The organism is Caballeronia sp. GAFFF1, assembly GCF_023630705.1.
In the GTDB taxonomy this organism is placed as follows: domain Bacteria; phylum Pseudomonadota; class Gammaproteobacteria; order Burkholderiales; family Burkholderiaceae; genus Caballeronia.
The window spans coordinates 24,386-49,659 of the sequence record NZ_JALQEM010000007.1 but is presented as its reverse complement, the minus strand read 5'-3'; the positions used below and the strand labels follow the sequence as shown (position 1 = coordinate 49,659).

Sequence of the window (25,274 nt, the reverse complement as noted above, 5' to 3'; positions counted from 1 at the left end):
CGGGTCGACTCAGCCCTTGCCGGGCTCGGGCGCCGTCGTGATCTGCGGCGGAATCGGCACCGAGAGGTCCGTGGCGGGCGGCGCGGGCCGCGGCTCGTGCGACACGTCCACGGCCTTGACCGTCGCCACCGGGCCCGACTCGGCATCGGCGAGCGGCGGCTCTTCGTCCAGCCAGATGCGCTTGGCCTTTGCGGCGTGCGCCGCATCGCCCGCACCGTGCACGCCGTTTTGCGCCATCTGCACCTGCATCTGCGGCACGGGAATCTCCATGCCGGCTGCGTCCATTTTCCGCTTGATGCGCAAGTTGAACGCACGCGCGACGCTCCATTGCAGAAGCGGCCGCGTCTTGATTTGCCCTTTCACGACCATCCAGTTCGGATCGAACCGGTCCAGTCCCCACACCTCGACCGGCCCCAGCATCTCGCGCCGATAGCGCAGATCGTCCATGAGATCGGCGCCGACCTCGCGGATCATCTCCGTCACTTCGTCGACGTCCGCCGAGAACGGCACGCGCACTTCGAACACCGCGTACGCGAAGTCGCGCGACAGGTTCTTCACCGTCTTGATCTGCGAAAACGGAATGGCGTGGATCGCGCCCTGCCCGTCGCGCAGCCGCACGGTGCGTATCGTCAGGCTCTCGACGATGCCCGCGTGCCCGCCTTCCACTTCGATCGAGTCGCCGACCGAAATGGTGTCTTCGATGATGATGAAAAGCCCCGTGATGAGATCCGCGACCAGCGATTGCGCGCCGAAACCGACCGCAAGACCGATCACGCCCGCGCCGGCGAGCAGCGGCGTCACGTTCAGCCCGAGATTGGCCGCCGTCACGATGGCCGCGACCAGGAAGAGCACGACGAACACGACGTTGCGCAACAACGGCAGCATGGTGCGCGCGCGCATGCTCGGCCCGCGTCCGCTGCGCCGCGCCGAATCGGGCCTGAGCGCCTCCTGAATGCCGGTGTCGATCAGAATCCACACGAGCCATACGACGAAGAACGTCAGCACGATCATGCTGACCGCGTGCGTGATGCCGCGCGCCGCCACGCTGCGCTCGGCCATCTGCGCGAGCGAGAAGCCCCAGAAGCGCGATGAGACTTCGAGGAACGCGAGCCATATGCCGACGACGATCATCGTGCCGACGAACTTCACGAGCCGCCGCACATACGCCGATTGGCGGCGCGGCCTGCGCGATTTGGGCCGCGTGATGCGAATGACGATGGCCGAGAGGAAGAACGCGACGACGAGCAAGCCGGCCGTGGCGATCGCCATTTGCAGCACGTTTTCGGACGTGCCGATGCCCGCGAGCGTCGCGACCACCGACGCGCACGCGAGCAGCAAGAGCGGCAACTGCCACAACGACGCGACTACCTCGAACGTTTCGGTCGCGGCCTTGCGCGTGTTGCGCTGCTCGTAAGTGCGGCTGCGGATCAGATGCGCGACGGGCCGCTGGAACGCCAGCGCGAAGTACGCGGTGAGTCCGGCCGCGACCATGTTCGCGAAGGTCGAAATGAGCGCCGAGAGATTGGTGCCGAGTTGCTGGGCGACGTCGTAATTGGCGGCGGCATCGCCGAGCGCGCCGAACGTGCCGATGGCGAAAAGGAGGCGCCGCGCGTGAACGATCAGCACGTTCACCGCGACACGCCGGTGCGCCGACCCGAAGAGCGAGAACATGATGAGACAGATCGCCGAGAACACCGCGCCCGCGACGATCGCGTAGGCGGTGACCATCGCGAGCGTGCGGCCGAGCGACTGCGGCATCATGTGCACGAACGTCAGCGCCGCGACGAACGCGAAGACATAGGGTGCGACACGCCGCATCGTGAAGAGAAGCAGCTCGCGCGTGGTCGGATTCGAATGCAGCCCGGCTTCGATGCCGTAGCGCCTGTGCATGCGGCGCTGCAGGCTCACGAGCAGAAACGCGCACGCGCCCCAGCCCGCGAGCGTCGCGAAGTAGTTGAAGAGCGTGCGGCCGAACGGCTCGCGGCTCTGGCTCGTGACGATGGTAAAGAGCTCGTTGCCTGCCGCGTTGAAGCGCCCGCTCCAGTACGCGACCGGCGTCTTGCCGCGCTTCACGTCCGCTTCGATGCTCGTCAGCGCCGACGCAATCGCGCCGAGCAAACCGGCGTTCTGCGCGATGGCGGCCACCACGGATGAGGCCGCGGACGTCGTTGCGGTCGGCGGCGTGGCCGGCGGCGGCGCGGCAGCGTCCGTCGATGCCGCCTGAGCGGCGGCTGCGGTCGGCGGCGCGGTCGCAGCGGCTTCGGCCGCGCGCTTGGCGTCGCGTAGCTTTTTCAGTTGCGCAACGAGCGCGCTGCGCTGACGGTCGCTGTCGAGCGTCGAAATGACGGTGTCGAGCGATCGCACCATGTCGGCATCGGAGGGAACGGACGCGGATGCACCCGACGACGCGTCCGCCGACGCCGCTGCCGGCGCGGGCGGCGCGATCAGTTCCTGGAGCGACGGCAGGTCGAGCGCCGGGGCGGCTTGTGCGGCGGGAATCGTCAGCGAGAAAAGCGCGATGAGGATGAGCGTCGTCAAGAACGATATCGCACGGGTTCCGGGGATGCCCGCCTGCTGTACGCCGCGCCGCAGCGCGAGAGCGGAGATCCGGGATATCGCGACAAACGCCAGCGCGCCGCGATCCGCGAGCTTGCGTGGTTTCATAACGGTCTCGATTTCCGAAAGACCGCCAGTTTAGCGGCTGACGTGCACGCGCCGCGCACTGTCGAGGTAACCGAATGTTAAGCGCGCGCCGGCTCGACCGGCCGCTTATTTATCCATGTCCGTGCGGGTGCCGGCGGCATCGCTCGCCGAGTCCGAGCCCGACGCCTGCGTGCCGGATGCGCCGCCGTCCTTGGCCGACCACTCCTGCAGCTTGCGACCCGCCGTTTGCAATCCCGCGCCGGTTGCGCTCGCGGCATCGGCGATGGCGGCGTTCGTCGCGCTCGCCGCGTTCTGCAGATTCGCGCGCGCCGACGCGGCCACGCCGCTCGCGGATAAGTCCGGCGCGGAGCCGGCGTGATCGAAACTCTGTTGTGCCGACTGCTTTGCCGCGTCGACCTTCTGGCCGACATAGCTCGCCGCCTGATCCAGCTTCTGCGTCGTCTGACTCGCCAGATTGTTGTAGGCGTTCGCGGCCTGGCCGGCGGCGGCGTCGTGCTTCTCGCATGCGGCGAGCACGCCGAGCACGGCGAGCGCGAATGCGATACGCGCGACCGGAGTCATCGAGTGGGTCTTCATGGTGCTGCCTCCTGCTTGGTGCTGAAATTCGGGCGCGTTCCGAAACGCGGGCTCATCATACGCCTCGAACCCGGCAACTCGCGAAAGCTTGCATTGCAAGCGAACTGCGGCAGCTTCGGCACAGCGTCAGACGCGCTCAATAGAATGTTTCCTCTACATTTAGGACACTTCTGCTTTTGGCATTGTCCGGTCCGGTCTATATTCGCCGCAGTCTCGCCCCTCCCACCGAAACCCCGCCATGATTTACATGAACCTCGCCATCGCCCTCGTCGCTGGGTTGATGCTCTTCGAACCTTTCACGCGCGCCCCCGTCTCCCGTTTCACCACGCATCGCATGCGTCGCATTCTCGCGAAGCGCTCGTACTATCAGGCGGGCGGCGCCTTCTTCGCCGCGCTGGTCGTCGCAACCAGCCAGCCCGCGCCCGAGCGGGTATCGCCGCTCCTCGTGATGGGCGTCGCCTCGGCGCTGCTGGCTGCGAGCCTGTACTGGATCGTGCGCGGCAAGCTGCTGCTCCGGCAACGCCGTGTGTTCACCGAACTGAACTGACCTCTCTTCGCGCGGCGCATTTTGACGCCGCGCTCGCCTGTCGCGTAAATTCAATAAACACTCCATACGTTTTCGGCGTATATTCGGGCCAAGTCTCGGCTCAAAAGCACCCGACGAAAAAAAAGGCGCCACGTTTCCGTAGCGCCTTAAAAGTTCTAGCCATTCCGAGGGCCGTGCTAGAACCTGAGAGACTGTATTCGAAGCCTGAAGCGGAAAGCGGTCGCGCACGTCGCCCAGTGCTTTCGAAATCGGATTCCATTTTTTCCGGGATCACTGCTCAAGTCAAGCAAAATTTCAGCGTCCGGGCATCTGCCCAACGGTGTCTTCCGGAATCGGTTCCGATTACACCGACTCGGCGCGCGCGGCTTATCATCGGGCCTTGCATCGCTTGCAAGCTTCAGGCGTCGCCTGAATGGAATGTTCCACTCAGCATTCGAAACGATGTTTCACAAAAATAAATGCCCACGATGAGCGACCGGTCGTCGAGCCGCACAAAAACGAAAGACAGGGATAGCGACGAAGTCACCGCCCTTGCGCGCGGTCTCGATGTGTTGCGCCGCATTGCCGCTGCGGACGCCCCGGTCAGCAACCGCGAACTGACCGAATGGACCGGCATTCCCAAACCTACCGTATCGCGGATCACGGCCACGCTCGTCGGCGCCGGACTGCTGCTGCGTCTGCCCGACAGCGAGCGCTTCGTCCTGACCGCGTCGGTGCTCGAACTCAGCAACGGCTTCTTGCGCAACTTCGACATCCGGGCGCGAGCGCGGCCGTTTCTCATTGCGCTGGCCGAGCGGACGGGACTCAGCGTGCATCTGGCCGTGCGCGACCGGCTCGAAATGGTCGTCATCGACGCCATCCGGCCGCGCTCCGCCGTGCTCGTCTCGCGGCTCGAAGTGGGAGGCCGAATGGACCTGAGCCGCACGGCGGTCGGGCGCGCGTATCTCTCCGTTCTGTCGGACGCCGACCAGCAGGCGCTGATCGGCAGCCTGCAGACCGCATCCGGCGACGACTGGCCAAGCATATCCGGCGGCTTGCAGCGCGGTCTCGACGACGCGCGCCGCCGTGGGTTCGCGATTTCGCTCGGGGAATGGCATCACGGCCTCAACGCGGTGGCTGCGGGCTTCGTCGGGCCTTCGGAGGAGCGCTATTCAGTCAACTGCGGCGGTGCGGCGCATCAGTGTCCGCACGAGACGCTGATCACGACCGTGGTGCCCGCCCTGCTCGATTGCGTCGCCCAGATCGCGCGCGAGATCGGCGGCACGGCGGCCGCCGCGCCGTCTGCCGTAAGCAATTAAACTTACGCGCTTTGCCGCACGCGTCAGGGCCTTCGCCAACGCGTGTAACGCTCGTAATCATCCGAAAGAAAGCCCGGTGGACGGGCATGGGCGCGCGACGTAGCATCATGCTTCGCGCGCACCGGGGCCGCGCCGGGACCTATGGCTATGGCTCTGTCCAGCCTTGAACGCACGGGCCGCGCCCGCTGCCGCTCCCGGGCATCAGCCCCGACCGCATCGCGAGATGCCGCCCATCCGCGCCCCGTACGACAGACTTGGAAAGACCCAGCCACCACACGATGGACGACCGAAAGAACCCTCCCGCCGAGCCGCGCGCGACGCCCGCGCGCCCCGCCGATCCCGCACCGCCCGTCACTACCGCCGCGCCGCGCCGCCGCCGTCTCGTGCCGCTTGTCGTGGCCGTGTTGATCGTCGCGGGAGCCGTCGCATGGTGGCATCCGTGGAATCGCGGCGGCACAGCGGGTTCGCCGCAGCAGGCGCAACAGGGCGGACGGCGCGGCGGCGCGAACCCGATGAATCAGCCGCAGCCGGTGCACGTGGCAACCGTGTCGCAAGGCGAGATGCCGGTCGTCATCAATGCGCTCGGCACCGTCACGCCGCTCGCGAACGTCACCGTCAAGACGCAACTCAACGGCACGCTGATGGAAGTCGCGTTCCGCGAAGGCCAGATGGTCAAGAAGGGCGATCTCCTCGCGCAAATCGACCCGCGCCCCTACGAGATTTCGCTGCGTAACGCGCAAGGCACGCTCGCCCGCGACCAGGCGCTGCTGCAAACCGCGCGGCTCGACTTGCAGCGGTATCAGACGCTGCTTTCGCAAGATTCCATCGCCAAGCAGCAGGTGGATACGCAGGCGTCCCTCGTCAAGCAGTACGAAGGCGCGGTGAAGTCCGACCAAGCCAACGTCGACACGTACAAGCTCGACCTCGCCTATGCGCGCATTACGGCGCCGGTGTCCGGGCGCGTGGGCTTGCGTCAGGTCGATCCGGGCAACTACGTGACGACGGGCGACACCAACGGCGTCGTCGTCATCACGCAGTTGCAGCCGATCAGCGTGATCTTCACGACCTCGGAGGACAACCTCGCCGCGATCATGAAGCCGCTGCGCGCGGGCGTGAAGATGTCGGCAACGGCCTATGACCGCGCGAACACCAGGGCGCTCGAATCCGGCTATCTCGAAACCGTCGACAATCAGATCGACACGGCCACGGGCACCGTGAAGCTGCGCGCCACCTTCGACAACAAGGAAAACGGGCTCTTCCCGAATCAGTTCGTGAACACGAAGCTGCTCGTCGACGTCATCAGGAACGCGACCATCGTGCCGACATCGGCGGTGCTCAACGGCTCGTCCGGTTCGTTCGTGTATGTCGTGAAGCCGGACAACACGGTGAGCGTGCGCAACGTGAAGACCGGCCCGGTCGATGGCGAGCGCACGAGCATCAAGTCCGGCCTGCAAGTGGGCGAGCGCGTGGTGATCGACGGCTCCGACCGCCTGAAGGAAGGCGCGAAGATCACGATTCCTGCCGAGCGCGCAAAGGGCGCGTCGGGCGCATCCGCCGCGGCGGCGGCTTCGGGCGCATCGGGCGCATCGGGCGCGCAGCATGGCGGGCATCACCGCCGTCAGCAACAGCAGCAGTGAACTCTAAGCCTCGCGCATGAATCCCTCCCGCATATTTATTCTGCGACCGGTCGGCACGGCGCTGCTGATGGCGGCGATCATGCTCGTCGGCCTCGTCGCGCTGCGCTTTCTGCCGCTGTCCGCGCTGCCCGCCGTCGACTATCCGACTATTCAGGTACAGACCTTCTACCCCGGCGCGTCGCCGGACGTGATGACTTCCAGCGTCACCGCGCCCCTCGAAAAGCAGTTCGGGCAGATGGCGAGCCTGAACCAGATGTCGTCGCAGAGTTCGGCGGGGGCATCGGTCATCACGTTGCAGTTCAGCCTCGACTTGCCGCTCGATATCGCCGAGCAGGAAGTGCAGGCCGCCATCAATGCGGCCGGCAATCTGCTGCCGTCCGACCTGCCCGCCCCGCCGATCTACGCGAAAGTGAACCCCGCCGACGCGCCGATCATGACGCTCGCGATCAGCTCGAAGACGCTGCCGCTTACGCAGGTGCAGGATCTCGCGGACACGCGGCTCGGGCAGAAGATCTCGCAGGTGGCGGGCGTGGGCCTCGTGTCGGTGAGCGGCGGCAACCGGCCGGCCGTGCGCATTCAGGCCAATACGCGCGCGCTCGCCTCGTACGGGCTTAATATCGACGATCTGCGCACCACGATCTCGAACCTCAACGTCAACACGCCGAAGGGCAATTTCGACGGCCCGACGCGCGCCTACACCATCAACGCGAACGACCAGCTCACCGACGCCAACGCGTACAAGAGCGCGGTCGTCGCGTACCGCAACGGGCGGCCGGTGATGCTGACGGACGTCGCGACCATCGTGCAGGGACCGGAGAACACGAAGCTCGGCGCGTGGGTCGATTCCACGCCCGCCATCATCCTGAACGTGCAACGTCAGCCGGGCGCGAACGTCATTCAGGTGGTGGACGGCATCAAGAAGCTGCTGCCACAGTTGCAGCAGTCGCTGCCGGCCGCGCTCGACGTGCGCGTGGTCACCGACCGCACCACGACCATTCGCGCCTCGGTGCGCGACGTGCAGTTCGAGCTCGCCCTGTCCGTCGTGCTGGTCGTGCTCGTCATTTATCTCTTCCTCGCCAACGTCTACGCGACCATCATTCCGAGCTTGTCGGTGCCGCTCTCGCTCGTCGGCACGCTCGCGGTCATGTACCTGTGCGGCTTCTCGCTCGACAACCTCTCGCTGATGGCGCTGACCATCGCGACAGGCTTCGTCGTGGACGACGCCATCGTGATGATCGAGAACATCGCGCGTTACGTGGAAGAAGGCGAATCCCCGCTCGAAGCGGCGCTGAAAGGCTCGCGGCAGATCGGCTTCACGATCATTTCGCTCACGGTGTCGCTCATCGCGGTGCTGATTCCGCTGCTCTTCATGGGCGACGTCGTCGGGCGGCTCTTCCATGAATTCGCGATCACGCTCGCGGTGACCATCGTCATTTCGGCGATCGTGTCGCTTACGCTTGTGCCGATGATGTGCGCGAAGCTGCTGCGCCATACGCCGCCGAAGGACAGCAAGCGATTCGAGGCGCGCGCGCATCGGTTCATCGATTACGTCATCGGCCGCTATGCGGTGGCGCTCGAATGGGTGCTCGACCGGCAACGTTCGACGCTCGTGGTCGCGCTGCTCACGCTCGTGCTGACCGGCGTGCTCTACGTGTTCATTCCCAAGGGCTTCTTCCCGACGCAGGACACGGGCGTGATTCAGGCGATTACGCAGGCGCCTCAGGCGGCGTCGTATCAGGCGGTCGCGGAACAGCAGCAGGCGCTCGCGGCAAAGATTCTGCAGAACCCGGACGTCGAGAGTCTCACCTCGTTTATCGGCGTGGACGGCACGAACATTACGCTCAACAGCGGCCGCATGCTCATCAACCTGAAGCCGCGCGACGACCGCAGCAATACGTCGAGCGAGATCATCCGCTCCATTCAGAACGAAGTGGCGGACATTCCGAGCATCAAGCTCTACATGCAGCCGGTGCAGGACTTGACGATCGACTCCACGGTCAGCCCGACGCAGTATCAGTTCATGCTGACGGACCCGAATCCTTCCGAGTTCGCGCAATGGGTGCCGAAGCTCGTCGACCGGCTGCAACATACGTCGATTCTCACGGATGTCGCGACCGATCTTCAGCAGAACGGCCAATCGGTGTACGTGGAAATCGATCGCGAAACGGCGGCGCGCTTCGGCATCACGCCCGCGACCGTGGACAACGCGCTCTACGACGCGTTCGGCCAGCGCATCATTTCGACCATTTTCACGCAGTCGAACCAGTACCGCGTGATTCTGGAAAGCGAGCCGACCGACGCGCACTACAGCGAGACGCTCAACGGCATCTATCTGCCCTCTTCCACCGCGACGAACGGACAGGTGCCGCTCTCGGCCATCGCCAGGTTCCACGAACGCGCCGCGCCCTTGCTCGTCACGCACCTCGGGCAGTTCCCGGCGACCACCGTCTCGTTCAACCTCGCGAAGGGCGCGTCGCTCGGCGCGGCGGTGAAGGCGATCGAAGAAGCGAAGAACGAGATCGGCTTGCCGGCTTCGTTTCAGATCCGCTATCAGGGCGCGGCGCTCGCGTTCCAGGCGTCGCTGTCCAACGAACTGTTCCTGATTCTCGCGGCCATCGTCACGATGTATATCGTGCTTGGCGTGCTGTACGAGAGCTTCATCCATCCGATCACCATTCTCTCGACGCTGCCTTCAGCCGGTGTCGGCGCGCTGCTCTCGCTGATGATTACCGGGCACGATCTGGACATCATCGGGATCATCGGCATCGTGCTTTTGATCGGCATCGTGAAGAAGAACGCGATCATGATGATCGACTTCGCGCTCGAAGCCGAACGGGAACAAGGCAAGCCGCCGCGGGAGGCGATTTTTCAGGCGTGTCTGTTGCGCTTCCGCCCGATTCTCATGACGACCATGGCGGCGCTGCTCGGCGCGCTGCCGCTGATGCTCGGCTGGGGCGCGGGTTCGGAGCTGCGCCATCCCCTCGGCATCGCGATCGTCGGCGGGTTGATCGTGTCGCAGTTGCTCACGCTCTTCACGACGCCCGTCATTTACCTCGGCTTCGATTCGCTCGGCCGCAGGCTGCGCGCCCGCTTCGGCGGCGACGGCATGAGCGCGCCGCGTCCGGCCGGCGACGTGGAGTAACGCATGAACCTGTCGCGCCTTTTCATCGACCGGCCGGTGGCGACGACGCTGCTCGCCGTCGGCATCGCGCTTGCCGGCATGTTCGCGTTCGTGAAGCTGCCGGTCGCGCCGCTGCCGCAGGTGGACTTTCCGACCATTTCCGTGCAGGCGTCGCTGCCGGGCGCGAGCCCGGAGACGGTGGCGACGAGCGTGGCGAGTCCGCTCGAGCGCCATCTCGGCAGCATCGCGGACGTGAGCGAAATGACGTCGATGAGTTCCGTCGGCAGCACGCGCATCACGCTGCAATTCGGCCTGAATCGCGATATCGACGGCGCCGCGCGCGACGTGCAAGCTGCGATCAACGCCGCCCGCGCCGATCTGCCGACGTCGCTGCGCAGCAATCCGACGTACCACAAGGTGAATCCCGCCGACGCGCCGATTCTCGTGCTCGCGCTGTCGTCGCCCACGCGCACGGCGGGCTCGCTCTACGATTCCGCGGCGACCGTGCTGCAACAGACGCTTTCGACGGTGCCGGGCGTCGGCGAAGTCGACGTGAGCGGCTCGGCGAATCCGGCGGTGCGCGTGGAACTGGAGCCGGGCGCGCTGTTCCACTACGGCATCGGGCTGGAAGACGTGCGGGCGGCGCTCGCATCGGCGAACGCGAACAGCCCGAAAGGCGCGATCGAGTTTCAGGGCACGCACGTCCAGCTCTACACCAACGATCAGGCGAGCAAGGCCGCGCAGTACAAGGACCTCGTGATCGCGTATCGCAACGGCTCGGCGGTGAAACTCTCGGACGTCGGCGAAGTGGTCGATTCGGTCGAGGACCTGCGCAATCTCGGCCTCATCAACAACAAGCACGCGGTACTCGTCATTCTGTACCGGCAGCCGGGCGCGAACATCATCGAGACGATCGATCGCGTGAAGGCGATGGTGCCGCAATTGCAGGCCGCCCTGCCCGCCGACGTGGAGATCACGCCGACGGCGGACCGCTCGACCACCATCCGCTCGTCGCTGCACGACACCGAGCTCACGCTGGTGATCGCGGTCGCGCTGGTCGTAATGGTCGTGTTCCTGTTCCTGCGCAACTGGCGCGCGACGCTCATTCCGAGCGTCGCGGTGCCGATCTCGATCATCGGCACGTTTGCCGCGATGTACCTGCTCGGCTTCTCGCTCGACAATCTCTCGCTGATGGCGCTGACCATCGCGACGGGCTTCGTGGTCGACGACGCGATCGTCGTGCTGGAAAACATCGCGCGGCATGTCGAAAAAGGCGTGCCGCGCATGCAGGCCGCGATCATCGGCGCGCGGGAAGTCGGCTTCACGGTGCTGTCCATCAGCGTGTCGCTCGTCGCCGTGTTCCTGCCGATCTTGCTGATGGGCGGCATCGTCGGGCGGCTGTTCCGCGAATTCGCGCTGACGCTGTCGCTCGCCATCGCGGTGTCGCTCGTCGTGTCGCTCACCGTCACGCCGATGATGTGCTCGCGCCTGCTCGACGAACCGCGCGAGAAGCGCGAGGAAGGACGCGTCGCGCGCTGGCTCGAACGTCAATTCGAGCGCATGCAGCGCGGTTACGCGCGCACGCTCGGCTGGGCGCTCGGGCATCCGCGCACCATCCTGCTGATTCTGCTCGCGACCATCGGCCTCAACTTCTATCTGTACGTGATCGTGCCGAAGGGTTTCTTCCCCCAGCAGGACACGGGGCGCATCATCGGCGGCATTCAGGCGGACCAGAGCACGTCGTTTCAGGCCATGAAGGTGAAATTCTCGGAGATGATGCGCATTGTCGAGGCCGATCCCGCCGTGGACAGCGTCGCGGGTTTCACGGGCGGACGCTCTACCAATTCGGGCTTCATGTTCATCTCGCTCAAGCCGAAAAGCGAGCGCAAGATCTCGGCGGATCAGGTCATCAACCGCCTGCGCCGCCCGCTCGCCAATGTCGCGGGCGCGCGCACGTTCCTTCAGGCGGTGCAGGACATTCGCGTGGGCGGCAGGCAGTCGAACGCGCAGTATCAGTTCACGCTGCTCTCGGACACGACCTCCGACCTGTACACATGGGCGCCCAAAATCACCGAGGCGCTGCAGCACCGCCCCGAGTTGACCGATGTGAATTCGGATCAGCAGCAAGGCGGCCTGGAAGCGATGGTCACGTTCGACCGCGCGACCGCCGCGCGTCTCAACATCAAGCCCGCGCAGATCGACAACACGCTCTACGACGCGTTCGGCCAGCGGCAGGTGTCGACCATCTACAACCCGCTGTCGCAGTATCACGTCGTCATGGAAGTCGCGCCGAAGTACTGGCAAGACCCGGAAATGCTGAAGCAGATCTACATCAGCACCTCGGGCGGCACGGCAAGCGGCGCGGCATCGACCAATTCCACGACGACCTCCAGCGCGACGAGCACGGCATCCACATCCGCGACGGGTTCGACCGGCGCGGGCGGATCGTCGACCAGCACGGCCGACACCACCGCCGCGCTCGCGCTCGAATCCGTGCGCAATTCCGCGACCAACGCCATTGCGGCGAGCGGCAAGTCGGGATCGTCGTCGGGCGCGGCGGTGTCCACGTCGAAGGAAACGATGGTCCCGCTATCGTCCATCGCGAAGTTCGGGCCGGGCAACACGCCGCTTTCGGTGAATCACCAGAGCCAGTTCGTCGCCTCGACTATTTCGTTCAACTTGCCGCCGGGCCAGTCGCTCTCGGCCGCGACCGCCGCGATCTACGAAACGATGGCCGAACTGGGCGTGCCGCCGACCGTTCACGGCAGCTTTCAGGGCACGGCGCAGGCCTTCCAGCAATCGCTCAACGACCAGCCGCTTCTCATTCTCGCGGCGCTCGCGGCGGTGTATATCGTGCTCGGCATCCTGTACGAGAGCTACATCCACCCGATCACTATTCTTTCGACGCTGCCGTCCGCCGGCATCGGCGCGCTGCTCGCGCTGCTGCTCTTTCACACGGAGTTCAGCATCATCGCGCTGATCGCGGTCATTCTGCTGATCGGCATCGTGAAGAAGAACGCGATCATGATGGTGGACTTCGCGATCGAGGCGACGCGCCACGGCGCGAAGACTTCGCGCGATGCCATCGAGGAAGCGTGCCTGCTGCGCTTTCGCCCGATCATGATGACGACCGCCGCCGCCCTGCTCGGCGCGCTGCCGCTCGCATTCGGCACGGGCGAAGGCTCGGAGATGCGCGCGCCGCTCGGCATCGCGATTGTCGGCGGCCTGATCGTGAGTCAGATGCTGACGCTCTACACCACGCCTGTCGTCTATCTGTATATGGACCGCATTCGCGTGCGCGGCGAGGCGCGGCGGGCGCGTCGCAAGGGCGGCGCGAGTCCTGCAGGCGCGGTCGAATGAAGTTACGCTGGCATGGGCCGCGAAAATGGCCTACGGTGTTCTGACCGTCCACGCAAGGAGCGTCTCGAATGAAGGCGATGAAAGTCCTGCTGATCGGCGCGCACGGCCGCACGGGCCGCCATGTCGCGCGGCGTTTGCATGAAGAAGGCATTCCCTTTCGCGCGCTGTTGCGCAAGTCCGCGCACAAGAGCGAGTTCGCCGCGCTCGGCGCGGAGATCGTGCTCGGCGATCTGACACACGACTTCTCGCATGCTCTCGACGACATCACGCATGTCGTCTACGCGGCGGGCTCCGCCGAATCGGAAGGCGTGAGCGAGGAGCGCGACATCGACCGCGACGCCGTCATGCGCACCGCCGATTACGCGAAGCGCCGCCGCGTGCGGCAGCTGGTTGTGGTGAGCGCGTTGTCGGCGTATCAGCCGCAGCGCAGTCCGCTCGCGCTGCGCCACTATTCACGCATGAAGCGCGAAGCCGACGATTACGTCGCCCGCCGCGGCGTGCCGTACACGATTCTGCGGCCGGGGCCGCTTTCGGATGCGCCAGGGCGCGGGACGATCGCGCTCGCCGACGAACGCGTCGAACAGATGCCGGCGGTGTCGCGCGAAGACGTCGCGCAAGTGGCGATGCGATGCCTGCTGCTCGGCGTGACGAATCGCACGATCGGCTTCGTGGGCGGCGACGAACCTATCGACGATGCGCTCGATGCGCCCGCTGCCGCTACGGCGTAAGCGCTTTCAGTCCGCGCCGACCAGCCGGTAGCCGACGCCGGTTTCAGTGACGATATGTTCCGGCTGCGCGGCGTCGCGTTCGAGCTTCTGCCGCAGATGCGCCATGTAGATGCGCAGGTAATGCGGACTCTCGACATGCGACGGCCCCCAGACTTCGCGCAGCAAATGCCTGTGCGTCAGCACGCGTCCTGCGTCGCGCACGAGCGTCGCGAGCAGGCGGTATTCGATCGGCGTCAGATGCACGCTCTCGCCGCTTCGCGTGACGCGCCGTAGCGCAAGATCGACCGTGACATTGCCGAAGCTGATCACGGGGGTTTCGCTCGCCGCAGCCTGATTGCGCCGCCGTAAGTGCGCGCGGATACGCGCCATCAGTTCGGAGACGCCGAAGGGCTTGGTCAGATAATCGTCCGCGCCGGCATCGAGCGCGGCAACTTTCTCTTCTTCCTGCGTGCGCGCCGAGAGCACGATCACCGGCACTTCGGTCCAGCTTCGCAATTCGCGGATCACGTCGATGCCGTCCGTGTCCGGCAAGCCGAGGTCTACGATCACGAGATCGGGCTTGCGCGTGGCCGCCGCGATCAGCCCCTGCTGGCCGGTTTCGGCTTCGAACACTGTCATCTGCTGCGCTTCGAGCGACACGCGCACGAAGCGCCGGATCTGCTTTTCGTCTTCGATCAGGACGACGGTGAAGGACGGCTCGCTCATCGTTCTTTATTTGGTTGTGGTGGCGAGCCGGCCGCGCGGCGTGCCCGCGCTCAAGGCAAAAGTATCGTCGAGCCGGTCGTCTTGCGCGCTTCGAGTTCTTCGTGGGCGCGCGCCGCGTCCGCGAGCGTATAGCGCTGGCGCACGTTCGTCTTCACCTTGCCCGACGACACGACGTCGAACAGTTCGGCGGCCATCGTGTCGAGATCGCTGCGCTTCGCGATATAGCTGAAGAGCGTCGGACGCGTGAAAAAGAGCGAGCCGCGCCCGGCGAGTTCCGACGAATCGATCGGCGGCAGCGGCCCCGACGAATTGCCGAAGCTCACGAAGAGGCCGAGCGGCGCGAGGCAGTCGAGCGAGCCCACATAGGTGTCCTTGCCGATGGAATCGTAGACCACCGGCACGCCCGCGCCGTTCGTAATCTCGCGCACCCGTTGCGTGAAATTCTCGCGCGTGTAGACGATCGGGTGATCGCAGCCGTGCTCTTTCGCCAGCGCCGCCTTTTCGTCCGATCCGACCGTGCCGATGACCGTCGCGCCGAGCGCCTTCGCCCACTGGCACGCGAGCATGCCGACGCCGCCCGCCGCCGCGTGAATGAGCACGGTGTCGCCCGCCTTCACGCGGTACGTCCGGCGCAGAAGATATTGCGCCGTCAGCCCTTGCAGCATGATGGACGCGGCGTCTTCGTAGCCGATCGCATCCGGCAGCTTGACGACGTAATCCGCCGCCATCACGCGTTCTTCCGCGTAGGCGCCCGGCGGACGCGACGCATACGCCACGCGATCGCCCGGCTTGAACTGCGTGACGCCCTCGCCTACCGCCGTCACTTCGCCCGCGCCTTCCATGCCGAGGCCGCCGGGCAGCGGCATCGGGTACAGACCGGTGCGAAAATACACGTCGATGAAGTTGAGCCCCACCGCATGATGCTTCACGCGGATTTCGCCCTTGCCCGGCTCGCCCACGTTCACATCGACCCATTTCATGACTTCGGGGCCGCCAGTTTTGTCGAATCGGATTGCCTTGGTCATCGCTCGAACGCCTCCTTCGTTTCGTGGATGCTTCAGCGCGCCCTCACCAGCCGGGCGCGCAACTCGTCGAGAATCATGCGCGCGGTCGACACGTTGGTCGCGCACGGCACGTTATGCACGTCGCAGGCGCGCACCAGCGCGTTGATGTCGGGCTCATGCGGCTGCGGCGTCATCGGATCGCGCAGAAAGATCACGACGTCGACGCGCCCTTCCGCCAGTTCGCCGCCGATCTGCAAGTCGCCGCCATGCGGGCCGGACAGCTTGCGCTCGACGTCGAGCCCGTGCGCCGCCGCGATGCGCGCGCCCGTCGTGCCGGTCGCGACCAGCTGGCATTGCGCCAATGTGTCGACATACTCGCCCGCGAGTGCGACGATGTCGTCCTTTTTCATGTCGTGCGCAATCAGCGCGACGCGTGTGCTCATGTGCTGCCTTCTCCCCTCTTGTGATGTCGCCGGTCAGTAGGTGCCAGGATAAGCGCCGCCGTCGATCAATATGTTCTGGCCGATGATATAGCCAGCATGCACGCTGCACAGAAACGCGCAGGTCCGCCCGAACTCGTCCGGATTGCCGAAGCGCCCCGCCGGAAGACTCTGCGCGCGACGCGCGCGTGCCTCTTCGATGGAGATGTTCTGCGCCTTGGCCTGCGCCTCGAAGGTGACCGCGACGCGGTCCGTGTCGAACGTGCCCGGCAGCAGGTTGTTGATGGTGACGCCGGTGGCCGCCACCTTGCGCGCCACGCCCGCGACGAAGCCCGTGAGCCCCGAACGCGCGCCGTTCGACAGACCGAGCACGTCGATAGGCGCCTTTACCGACGAACTCGTGATATTGACGATGCGCCCGAAGCCGCGATCGATCATGCCGTCTAGCGTCCGCTTGATGAGCTCGATCGGCGTCAGCATGTTCGCTTCGAGCGCCTTGATCCACATCTCATGCGTGAAGTTGCGGAAGTCGCCCGGCGGCGGGCCGCCCGCGTTGTTCACCAGAATGTCCGGCTGCGGACAGGCCGCGAACGCGGCGTTGTGGCCTTCGGGCGTCGTGATGTCGCAGGCGACGGCCTGCACGTTCACGCCATACTGCGCGCGGATGCTCGCCGCCGTCGCTTCGAGCGTCTCGGCCGTGCGCGCCGTGATGACGAGATTCACGCCCTCGGCCGCCAGCGCCTCGGCGCAGCCGCGCCCGAGTCCCTTGCTCGCCGCGCACACGAGCGCGGTGCGCCCTGCGATTCCCATATCCATCGTCCGTCCTCCATGATCGTCGTTTAGTGTTCGAATCGGTTCGAAGCGTTGCAGCGTGGCATCGTTGCACGCGTCGAAACCCTCTCGCGCATTCTAGAAGAATCGGGGCGGCAACGTCGGCGCCTGCATGGCCGCATCGCGGGCGATTATTCTTAGGTCATGGCGGTCTTTTCGGTAAACTGTCGCCACTGTCGGCGCGGCGCTCTGTGAAGGGCGCCGCGCGCGACCGCCCACGCAGGACCATCACCCGAGCAGGACGCGCACTGCGCGAGACCCATGAAACAAGACAGCCGCTTTCCCAATCTCTTCATCCTCAATCACCCGCTGATCCAGCACAAGCTCACGCACATGCGGGACAAGGACACGTCGACGCGCACGTTCCGCGAGTTGCTGCGGGAAATCACGCTGCTGATGGGCTATGAAATTACGCGCAACCTGCCTTTGACGACCAAGCGCGTGGAAACGCCGCTCGTGGAAATCGACGCGCCGGTGATCGCCGGCAAGAAGCTCGCGATCGTGCCGGTGCTGCGCGCGGGCATCGGCATGTCGGACGGCCTGCTCGACCTCGTGCCGTCCGCGCGCGTCGGGCATATCGGCGTGTATCGCGCGGACGATCATCGGCCGGTGGAATATCTCGTGCGCCTGCCGCCCGATCTGGAAGAGCGCGTCTTCATTCTCTGCGATCCGATGGTCGCCACCGGTTATTCGGCCGTGCACGCCGTCGACGTGATGAAGCGGCGCAACGTGCAGGACGAAAACATCATTTTCGTGGCGCTGGTCGCCGCGCCCGAGGGCGTAAAGGTGTTCCAGGACGCGCATCCGAACGTGAAGCTCTATGTAGCGTCGCTGGATTCGCATCTGAACGAGCATGCGTATATCGTCCCCGGTCTCGGCGATGCCGGCGACCGCCTCTTCGGCACGAAGAACTGACCGCGCGTCCGGCTTTCCCGCCCCGAGCGCCGCCCGAGCGCCGCCTGACCGCCCCCTGACCGCCGCGCCTGTGCGCGGCGGTTTCGTTTTCACGGCGGGCCGGCGCGCACGGCCGCTGTCCGGGCGTTGCGCCATGCTAAAATTTTGGTCTGTTTCCGGTCCGGAATCGACGCGCGTTCGAGCATCGCGGACGCGCGTTCGAGCATCGCGCCGCGTCGCCGGGCGGACCCGGCAGCCGCTTCGAAGCACTCAGCGAGGCAGCGCGCAGGCCGGTCGATAATCACGCATCACAGCACACTAGGCGCGCGAATTCACGCGCCGCGCGACGGAGAACGGTAATGGCGGGTCATTCGAAATGGGCCAACATCAAGCATAAGAAAGCAGCGGCCGACGCGAAGAAAGGCAAGATCTGGACGCGCCTCATCAAGGAAATTCAGGTCGCGGCCCGCATGGGCGGCGGCGACATCGACTCGAATCCGCGCCTGCGGCTCGCCGTCGACAAGGCCTACGACGCGAACATGCCGAAGGACAACGTCAACCGCGCGATCCAGCGCGGCGTCGGCGGCGTCGATGGCGCGAACTACGAAGAAATTCGCTACGAAGGCTACGGCATCGGCGGCGCGGCGATCATCGTCGACACGATGACGGACAACCGCACGCGCACGGTCGCGGAAGTGCGCCACGCATTCTCGAAGTTCGGCGGCAACATGGGCACGGACGGCTCGGTGTCGTTCATGTTCGACCACGTCGGACAGTTCCTGTTCGCGCCGGGCACGCCCGAAGACAAGCTGATGGACGCAGCCCTCGAAGCAGGCGCCGACGACGTCGTGACGAACGAAGACGGCAGTATCGAAGTGCTCTGCCCGCCGAACGACTTCCAGAAGGTGAAGGACGCGCTCGAAGCCGCGGGCTTCAAGGCCGAACTCGCCGAAGTCACCATGAAACCGCAGACGGAAGTCGAATTCAGCGGCGAGGACGCCGTGAAAATGCAAAAGCTGCTCGACGCACTCGAAAACCTCGACGACGTGCAGGAAGTCTATACGAACGCCGCAATCAACGACGAGTAACGAGGAGCAGGCAGCCGCCGCGCTGGGTGGTTTCGCCGCGCCACGACTGGAACGGCTTTCGCTTTGCTTCGACGATTGAAAGGCGCGTGACGCAGCCGATGTCCGCGCGAGCCGCCTTTCGACCGCTCTGACTGCGCCGCAACCAGGCGCGTAGCGTGCGCGGCCACAGTTTTCATTCAAGCTTTCGGGGATTTAAATGAAGTTACTCGTCGTCGGTTCGGGCGGTCGGGAACATGCACTGGCATGGAAGCTCGCGCAGTCGCCGCGCGTGCAGATCGTCTATGTGGCGCCCGGCAACGGCGGCACCGCGCAGGACGAGCGCCTGCGCAACGTCGATATCACGGACCCGGCCGCGCTCGCCGATTTCGTCGAGAAGGAGCACGTCTCGCTGACCGTCGTCGGCCCGGAAACGCCGCTCGCCGCGGGCATCGTGAACCTGTTCCGCTCGCGCGGGCTGAAGATCTTCGGGCCGACCAAGGAAGCCGCGCAGCTCGAAAGCTCGAAGGACTTCGCGAAGGCGTTCATGAAGCGCCACAACATTCCGACGGCCGAGTACGAGACCTTCACGGACGCCGCCGCCGCGCACGCCTACATCGACGCGAAAGGCGCGCCGATCGTCGTGAAAGCGGACGGACTCGCCGCCGGCAAGGGCGTGGTCGTCGCGATGAGCGCCGAAGAAGCGCACGCCGCCGTCGATTCCATGCTCGCGGACAACCAGTTCGGCGATGCGGGCGCGCGCGTGGTCATCGAAGAGTTCCTGACCGGCGAGGAAGCCAGCTTCATCGTGATGGTGGACGGCAAGCACGTGCTTGCCCTCGCCTCCAGCCAGGACCACAAGCGCCTGCTCGACGGCGACAAGGGCCCGAACACCGGCGGCATGGGCGCGTATTCGCCCGCGCCCATTGTCACGCCGCAACTGCACGCCCGCGTGATGCGCGAAATCATCCTGCCGACGGTGCGCGGCATGGAGAACGAAGGCATCCGCTATACCGGTTTTCTGTACGCGGGCCTGATGATCGACGCGAACGGCAATCCGAAGACGCTCGAATTCAACTGCCGAATGGGCGACCCGGAAACGCAGCCGATCATGGCGCGTCTCAAGGGCGATTTCTCGAAGGTCGTGGAAATGGCGATCGACGGCAAGCTCGACGGCGCGGAACTGGAGTGGGATCGCCGCACGGCGCTCGGTGTCGTGCTGGCCGCCCACAACTACCCGGACGCGCCCCGCAAGGGCGACCGCATCAACGGCATTCCGGCCGAAACGGACAATGCCGTGACGTTCCACGCGGGCACGACGCTGGCTGACGGCAAGCTGACGACCTCGGGCGGACGCGTGCTGTGCGTCGTCGGGCTGGCGGATTCGGTTCGCGGCGCGCAATCCGTGGTCTACGATACAGTCAATCAGATCTCGTTCGACGGCATGCAGTATCGCCGGGACATCGGTTACCGGGCGGTGAGCCGCAAACAGGCTGATCGCCACGGCTGACGCGGAGTTTTCCGCTTCGCCGAACCCGCGCTGCCGGACCTCGTGTCCGGCAGCGCGTTTTGAAGAGAACCACGACTTACGCGCCAGCCGGCTGGCGCAGTGCATCCATCGATGAGTGAACCGAAACGCAGCGCGGACCGCGAGGCACAAAGAGACGCATCGCACGATATCGCGGCGGTGCGCGACTATCTGACCGGCCTGCAAACGCGCATCGCCGACACGCTCGGCGCGTTCGACGGCACGCCTTTCGCCACCGACGCCTGGACCCGCGAGCCGGGCGCGCATTTGCGCGGCGGCGGCGTGACCCGCATTCTCGAAGGCGGCGGCTTCTTCGAGCGCGCCGGCATCGGCTTCTCGGACGTCGCGGGCGACGCCCTGCCGCCTTCGGCCAGCGCGGCGCGTCCGCAACTGGCGGGGCGCGGCTTCGAGGCGCTCGGCGTCTCGCTCGTCATGCATCCCCGCAATCCGCACTGTCCGACCGTTCACATGAACGTGCGCATGCTGACGGCGGTTGCGCCCGGCGAAGCGCCGATTTTCTGGTTCGGCGGCGGCATGGACCTCACGCCCATCTACGGCTACGAGGAAGACGCGGTGCATTTTCATCGCGTATGCCGCGAAGCATTGCAACCGTTCGGCGCGGGCCTGTACCCGCGTTTCAAAACCTGGTGCGACGAGTATTTCTACCTGAAGCATCGAAACGAACAGCGCGGCATCGGCGGGATCTTTTTCGATGATTTCTCCGAGCCGGGCTTCGAGCGTTCCTTCGCGATGATGCAAAGCGTCGGCGATGCATTTTTGAAGGCATATCTGCCGATCGTCGAGCGGCGGCGCGACACGCCGTACACCGAGCGCGAGCGCGAATTTCAGGCCTACCGGCGCGGGCGCTACGTGGAATTCAACCTCGTCTTCGATCGCGGCACGCACTTCGGTCTGCAAAGCGGCGGCCGCACGGAGTCGATTCTCATGTCGATGCCGCCGGTCGCGAACTGGCGCTACGACTGGCAACCGGAGCCCGGAACGCCGGAAGCGCGGCTGTACCGGGACTTTCTGGTGCGCCGCGAATGGCTGTGACGCACACCGCCGCTTCGGACGTGCCGAGCGAGAAGCGCGTCGGCCTGCTCGGCGGCACGTTCGATCCGATCCACAACGGACATCTCGCGCTCGCCCAGCGCTTCGCCGCTCTATTGCATCTGACCGAGCTCATGCTGCTGCCCGCAGGCCAGCCGTGGCAGAAGGCGGGCGTATCGGCGCCGCATCATCGGCTCGCGATGACGCGCGCGGCGGCGCAATCGCTCGATCTCGGCGGCGCGAAAATCACCGTCGCAACCGATGAAATCGAGCGCGACGGCCCCACTTACACCGTCGACACGCTCGCTCAGTGGCGCGAGCGGGAAGGCGCAAAGGGGTCGCTTTCGCTTCTGATCGGCGCCGATCAGCTCGTGAAGCTGGATTCATGGCACGACTGGAAGCGGCTCTTCGACTACGCGCACATTTGCGTCGAGGCGCGGCCGGGCTTCGATATGCGCGTGCTGCCCGATGAAGTGGCGCAGGAAGTGGCCGCGCGCCGCGCGTCGGCGGACGTGCTGTGCGCGAGTCCGCACGGCCATGTGCTGATCGACGAATCGCTTCACATCGACGTCTCCGCCACGGCGATCCGCGAGCACGCTCGCGCGCAAGACGGCACGCGCGAACTGCGCGCTCAGGTCCCTTCCGCCGTATGGGACTATATTGTTCAACATCACCTGTACCGGACACGGTAAAGACACAGCAACCATGGAACTTCAAAAGCTGCAACGCGCGATCATCGACGGTCTGGAAGACGTCAAGGCGCAAGACATCAAGGTGTTCAACACGAGCCACCTGACGTCGCTGTTCGACCGCGTGGTCGTGGCGAGCGGGACGTCGAACCGGCAGACCAAGGCGCTCGCCAACAGCGTGCGCGAAAAGGTCAAGGAAGCGGGTGGCGACATCATCAGCACGGAAGGCGAAGAGATCGGCGAATGGGTGCTGGTCGATTGCGGCGACGCGGTCGTTCATATCCTGCAACCCGCGCTGCGCCAGTACTACAACCTCGAGGAAGTCTGGGGCGACAAGCCCGTGCGCGTGAAGCTGCAAAAGCCGAACATGTTCGGCGGCGCGAGCGTGTCCGATGACGACGAGGACGAGGAAGAAGACGCGCCCGCGGTCAAACGCCCGGCGCGCAAGACCGCGCGCAAACAAGCCTGAAGGCTCGCGCCTTCATGAAGCTCTATATCCTGGCCGTCGGACACAAGATGCCCGACTGGATCGGAACCGGCTTCGACGAGTACGCGAAGCGCATGCCGCCCGAGCTGCGCATCGAACTCAAGGAAATCAAGCCCGAGCAACGCTCGTCCGGACGCAATGCCGAGAGCGTGATGACTGCCGAGCGGCAGCGAATTGAAGCCGCCTTGCCGAAGAACGCGCGCGTCGTCGCGCTCGACGAACGCGGCCGCGACTGGACCACGATGCAACTCGCGAACGCCCTGCCCGGCTGGCAGCAGGACGGACGCGATGTCGCGTTCGTGATCGGCGGCGCGGACGGCCTCGCGCCCGAAGTGAAGGCGCGCGCCGAACTGATGTTGCGCGTCTCCAGCCTCACGCTGCCTCACGGCATGGTTCGCGTGCTGCTGGCCGAACAGCTTTACCGCGCGTGGAGCATCACGCAGAATCATCCCTACCATCGCGCGTGAGTCCGGGCCGCTGGGCTTTCCGCTCAGGTCTTCGTTCAGGCTTGCTGTGCGGTCCGGCCGCGCGCGCATTTCTTCGAGACCTTTTCGCCGATGTCCGCTTACCCCTTCGTTTATCTCGCCTCGCAAAGCCCGCGCCGTCAGGAGTTGCTTCGGCAACTGGGCGTTCAATACGAACTGCTGCTGCCTCGCCCCGATGAAGACGCCGAAGCACTCGAAGCCGAGCTTCCGGGCGAGACCGCGGATGCGTATGTCGTGCGCGTCTGCGCGCTGAAGGCGAAGGCGGCCCGCGCGCGTTTGCTTGCCGGCGGACATGCACCCGCGCCGATTCTTGTCGCCGATACAACCGTCACCATCGACGGCCTGATTCTCGGCAAGCCTTTGCATGAAGCTGATGCCGTCGCGATGCTCGAACGCTTGGCCGGCCGCGAGCACGAAGTGCTGACGGCGCTTGCCGTCGTGGATGCCGAAGGCACGCTGCTCGAAGTGGCGCTGTCGCGTTCGACGGTGCGCTTCGCCGCTGCCGGGCGTGCTGCGCTGCAACGCTATGCCGCGACCGGCGAGCCGCTCGGCAAGGCGGGCGCGTATGGCATTCAGGGCCGCGCGGCGGCGTTCATCGAGCGAATCGAGGGGTCCTATTCGGGTATCATGGGTCTGCCCCTTTTCGAAACCGCAGCACTCTTGCGCGTGGCGCGCGTCGAATTCTAAACAGGCCATGAACGAAGAAATCCTGATCAACGTCACACCGCAGGAAACCCGCGTCGCACTGGTTCAGCAAGGCGCCGTTCAGGAGCTTCACGTCGAGCGCACGCTTTCGCGCGGGCGCGTGGGCAATGTGTATCTCGGCAAGGTCGTGCGCGTGTTGCCGGGCATGCAGTCCGCGTTCATCGACATCGGTCTGGAGCGCGCCGCGTTCCTTCATGTGGCCGATATCTGGCATCCGCGCATCGCGGGCGAGGCGCATGGGTCCGCCGCGCATGTGCCGATCGAGAAGATCGTGTTCGAAGGTCAGGCGCTGATGGTGCAGGTCGTGAAGGACCCCATCGGCACAAAGGGTGCGCGGCTGTCGACGCAGGTGAGCATCGCGGGACGCACCCTCGTGTATCTGCCGCAGGAGCCGCATATCGGCATCTCGCAGAAGATCGAGAGCGAGGCGGAACGCGAGGCCGTTCGCGCTCGCCTTACCGCCGTGTTGCCCGCCGACGAGAAAGGCGGCTATATCGTGCGCACCATCGCGGAAGATTCGTCGAGCGAAGAACTCGCCGCCGATGTCGCCTATTTGCGCAAGACGTGGGCGACCATCGTGACGCAGGCGCAGCGCGTGCCCCCGACCACGCTGCTCTATCAGGACCTCAACCTCGCGCAGCGCGTGTTGCGCGATTTCGTGAACGACGAGACCACGCGCATTCAGGTCGATTCGCGCGAGACCTATCAGATGCTCGCGGACTTCGCGGCCGAGTTCACGCCTGCGGTGGCGTCGCGCGTGCATCACTACACCGGCGAGCGGCCGCTCTTCGACCTGTACAACATCGAAGCGGAGATTCAGCGGGCGCTGTCGCGGCGCGTCGATCTGAAGTCGGGCGGCTATCTGATGATCGACCAGACCGAGGCGATGACGACCATCGACGTGAACACAGGCGGTTATGTGGGCGCGCGCAACTTCGATGACACCATCTTCAAGACCAACCTCGAAGCGGCGCATACCATTGCACGGCAACTGCGTTTGAGAAATCTCGGCGGGATCATAATCATCGACTTCATCGACATGGAAAATGTCGAGCATCGCGATCAGGTGCTGGGCGAACTCAAGAAAGCGCTGTCGCGGGATCGCACGCGCGTGACGGTCAACGGCTTCTCGCAACTGGGGCTTGTCGAGATGACGCGCAAGCGCACGCGTGAATCGCTCGCGCATGTGTTGTGCGAGCCTTGCCCGACCTGTCAGGGCAAGGGACAGGTCAAGACGCCGCGCACTGTCTGCTACGACGTGCTGCGCGAAATCATGCGCGAATCGCGGCAGTTCAATCCGCGCGAGTTTCGTGTGGTGGCGTCGCAGCAGGTCATCGATCTGTTTCTGGAAGAAGAGTCACAGCATCTTGCGATGCTGATGGATTTCATCGGGAAACCGGTTTCGTTGCAGGTGGAGTCGAATCTGAGTCAGGAACAGTATGACATTGTGCTGATGTAGAC

General features: G+C 65.2%; 21 protein-coding genes. 15 read left to right on the top strand and 6 right to left on the bottom strand.

All coding sequences use genetic code 11. The features are described 5' to 3' along the window. Positions 1 to 9 precede the first annotated feature (9 nt). A complete protein-coding gene (locus NCR37_RS04610) occupies positions 10 to 2,664 on the bottom strand; it encodes a mechanosensitive ion channel family protein (RefSeq protein WP_250471975.1) in 2,655 nt (884 codons plus the stop codon). 105 nt (positions 2,665 to 2,769) lie between these two features. Beyond that, the gene (locus NCR37_RS04605) at positions 2,770 to 3,240 is read right to left on the bottom strand and encodes a BCAL1086 family glycoprotein (protein ID WP_250471974.1); all 471 of its coding nucleotides are present in this window, start codon (positions 3,238 to 3,240) and stop codon (positions 2,770 to 2,772) included. A 238-nt stretch (positions 3,241 to 3,478) separates the two neighbouring features. Between NCR37_RS04605 and NCR37_RS04600 the strand changes: the two genes are divergently transcribed. The 6 genes from NCR37_RS04600 (at position 3,479) to NCR37_RS04575 (ending at position 13,931) form a co-directional block, all read left to right on the top strand. Further along, a complete protein-coding gene (locus NCR37_RS04600; RefSeq protein ID WP_250471973.1) occupies positions 3,479 to 3,787 on the top strand; it encodes a hypothetical protein in 309 nt (102 codons plus the stop codon). Between the two features lie 458 nt (positions 3,788 to 4,245). Next, entirely contained in the window at positions 4,246 to 5,085 is an 840-nt protein-coding gene (locus NCR37_RS04595; protein ID WP_250471972.1) for an IclR family transcriptional regulator, read from the top strand. 278 nt (positions 5,086 to 5,363) lie between these two features. After that, positions 5,364 to 6,722 carry an MdtA/MuxA family multidrug efflux RND transporter periplasmic adaptor subunit gene (locus tag NCR37_RS04590; protein ID WP_250471981.1) on the top strand — a complete coding sequence of 453 codons (1,359 nt, stop codon included), beginning with the start codon at positions 5,364 to 5,366 and terminating at the stop codon, positions 6,720 to 6,722. A 16-nt stretch (positions 6,723 to 6,738) separates the two neighbouring features. Further along, entirely contained in the window at positions 6,739 to 9,864 is a 3,126-nt protein-coding gene (locus tag NCR37_RS04585) for an MdtB/MuxB family multidrug efflux RND transporter permease subunit (protein WP_250471971.1), read from the top strand. A gap of 3 nt (positions 9,865 to 9,867) precedes the next feature. Further along, positions 9,868 to 13,203 carry an efflux RND transporter permease subunit gene (locus NCR37_RS04580; protein WP_250471970.1) on the top strand — a complete coding sequence of 1,112 codons (3,336 nt, stop codon included), beginning with the start codon at positions 9,868 to 9,870 and terminating at the stop codon, positions 13,201 to 13,203. A 68-nt stretch (positions 13,204 to 13,271) separates the two neighbouring features. After that, positions 13,272 to 13,931, top strand: coding sequence for an SDR family oxidoreductase (locus NCR37_RS04575; RefSeq protein ID WP_250471969.1), 660 nt, complete (start codon positions 13,272 to 13,274; stop codon positions 13,929 to 13,931). A gap of 6 nt (positions 13,932 to 13,937) precedes the next feature. Here NCR37_RS04575 and kdpE read toward each other — a convergent pair whose 3' ends face one another. The 4 genes from kdpE to NCR37_RS04555 are packed head-to-tail and all read right to left on the bottom strand — an operon-like array spanning position 13,938 to position 16,896. Then, on the bottom strand, positions 13,938 to 14,636 hold the full coding sequence (gene kdpE, locus NCR37_RS04570; protein WP_250471968.1) for a two-component system response regulator KdpE: 699 nt from the start codon (positions 14,634 to 14,636) through the stop codon (positions 13,938 to 13,940). A gap of 50 nt (positions 14,637 to 14,686) precedes the next feature. Further along, complete coding sequence (locus NCR37_RS04565; RefSeq protein WP_250471967.1) at positions 14,687 to 15,661, bottom strand: quinone oxidoreductase family protein; 975 nt, start codon at positions 15,659 to 15,661, stop codon at positions 14,687 to 14,689. A 32-nt stretch (positions 15,662 to 15,693) separates the two neighbouring features. After that, positions 15,694 to 16,083, bottom strand: a complete 390-nt coding sequence (locus NCR37_RS04560; protein ID WP_175939930.1) for a methylglyoxal synthase — start codon at positions 16,081 to 16,083, stop codon at positions 15,694 to 15,696. A gap of 33 nt (positions 16,084 to 16,116) precedes the next feature. Continuing rightward, positions 16,117 to 16,896, bottom strand: coding sequence for an SDR family oxidoreductase (locus NCR37_RS04555; RefSeq protein ID WP_250471966.1), 780 nt, complete (start codon positions 16,894 to 16,896; stop codon positions 16,117 to 16,119). 276 nt (positions 16,897 to 17,172) lie between these two features. On the opposite strand from NCR37_RS04555, the gene upp reads away from it, so the two are divergent. From upp to rng, 9 genes are all read left to right on the top strand, one after another. Next, positions 17,173 to 17,826 (top strand): uracil phosphoribosyltransferase, encoded by a 654-nt coding sequence (gene upp / locus NCR37_RS04550; RefSeq protein ID WP_175939928.1) that lies wholly within the window; start codon positions 17,173 to 17,175, stop codon positions 17,824 to 17,826. A gap of 338 nt (positions 17,827 to 18,164) precedes the next feature. Continuing rightward, on the top strand, positions 18,165 to 18,893 hold the full coding sequence (locus NCR37_RS04545; protein ID WP_250471965.1) for a YebC/PmpR family DNA-binding transcriptional regulator: 729 nt from the start codon (positions 18,165 to 18,167) through the stop codon (positions 18,891 to 18,893). Between the two features lie 196 nt (positions 18,894 to 19,089). Then, complete coding sequence (gene purD, locus NCR37_RS04540) at positions 19,090 to 20,379, top strand: phosphoribosylamine--glycine ligase (protein WP_250471964.1); 1,290 nt, start codon at positions 19,090 to 19,092, stop codon at positions 20,377 to 20,379. 111 nt (positions 20,380 to 20,490) lie between these two features. Beyond that, positions 20,491 to 21,450, top strand: coding sequence for an oxygen-dependent coproporphyrinogen oxidase (gene hemF, locus NCR37_RS04535; protein ID WP_250471963.1), 960 nt, complete (start codon positions 20,491 to 20,493; stop codon positions 21,448 to 21,450). Beyond that, positions 21,441 to 22,139, top strand: coding sequence for a nicotinate-nucleotide adenylyltransferase (locus tag NCR37_RS04530; protein WP_250471962.1), 699 nt, complete (start codon positions 21,441 to 21,443; stop codon positions 22,137 to 22,139). Before hemF ends, NCR37_RS04530 begins: the two co-directional genes overlap by 10 nt. A 13-nt stretch (positions 22,140 to 22,152) precedes the next feature. Beyond that, positions 22,153 to 22,605 carry a ribosome silencing factor gene (rsfS, locus tag NCR37_RS04525; RefSeq protein WP_250471961.1) on the top strand — a complete coding sequence of 151 codons (453 nt, stop codon included), beginning with the start codon at positions 22,153 to 22,155 and terminating at the stop codon, positions 22,603 to 22,605. A 14-nt stretch (positions 22,606 to 22,619) separates the two neighbouring features. Further along, complete coding sequence (gene rlmH, locus NCR37_RS04520; RefSeq protein ID WP_206467877.1) at positions 22,620 to 23,090, top strand: 23S rRNA (pseudouridine(1915)-N(3))-methyltransferase RlmH; 471 nt, start codon at positions 22,620 to 22,622, stop codon at positions 23,088 to 23,090. A gap of 90 nt (positions 23,091 to 23,180) precedes the next feature. After that, positions 23,181 to 23,795 (top strand): Maf family protein, encoded by a 615-nt coding sequence (locus NCR37_RS04515; RefSeq protein WP_250471960.1) that lies wholly within the window; start codon positions 23,181 to 23,183, stop codon positions 23,793 to 23,795. Between the two features lie 7 nt (positions 23,796 to 23,802). Then, complete coding sequence (gene rng / locus NCR37_RS04510) at positions 23,803 to 25,272, top strand: ribonuclease G (protein WP_206467875.1); 1,470 nt, start codon at positions 23,803 to 23,805, stop codon at positions 25,270 to 25,272. Positions 25,273 to 25,274 lie beyond the last annotated feature (2 nt).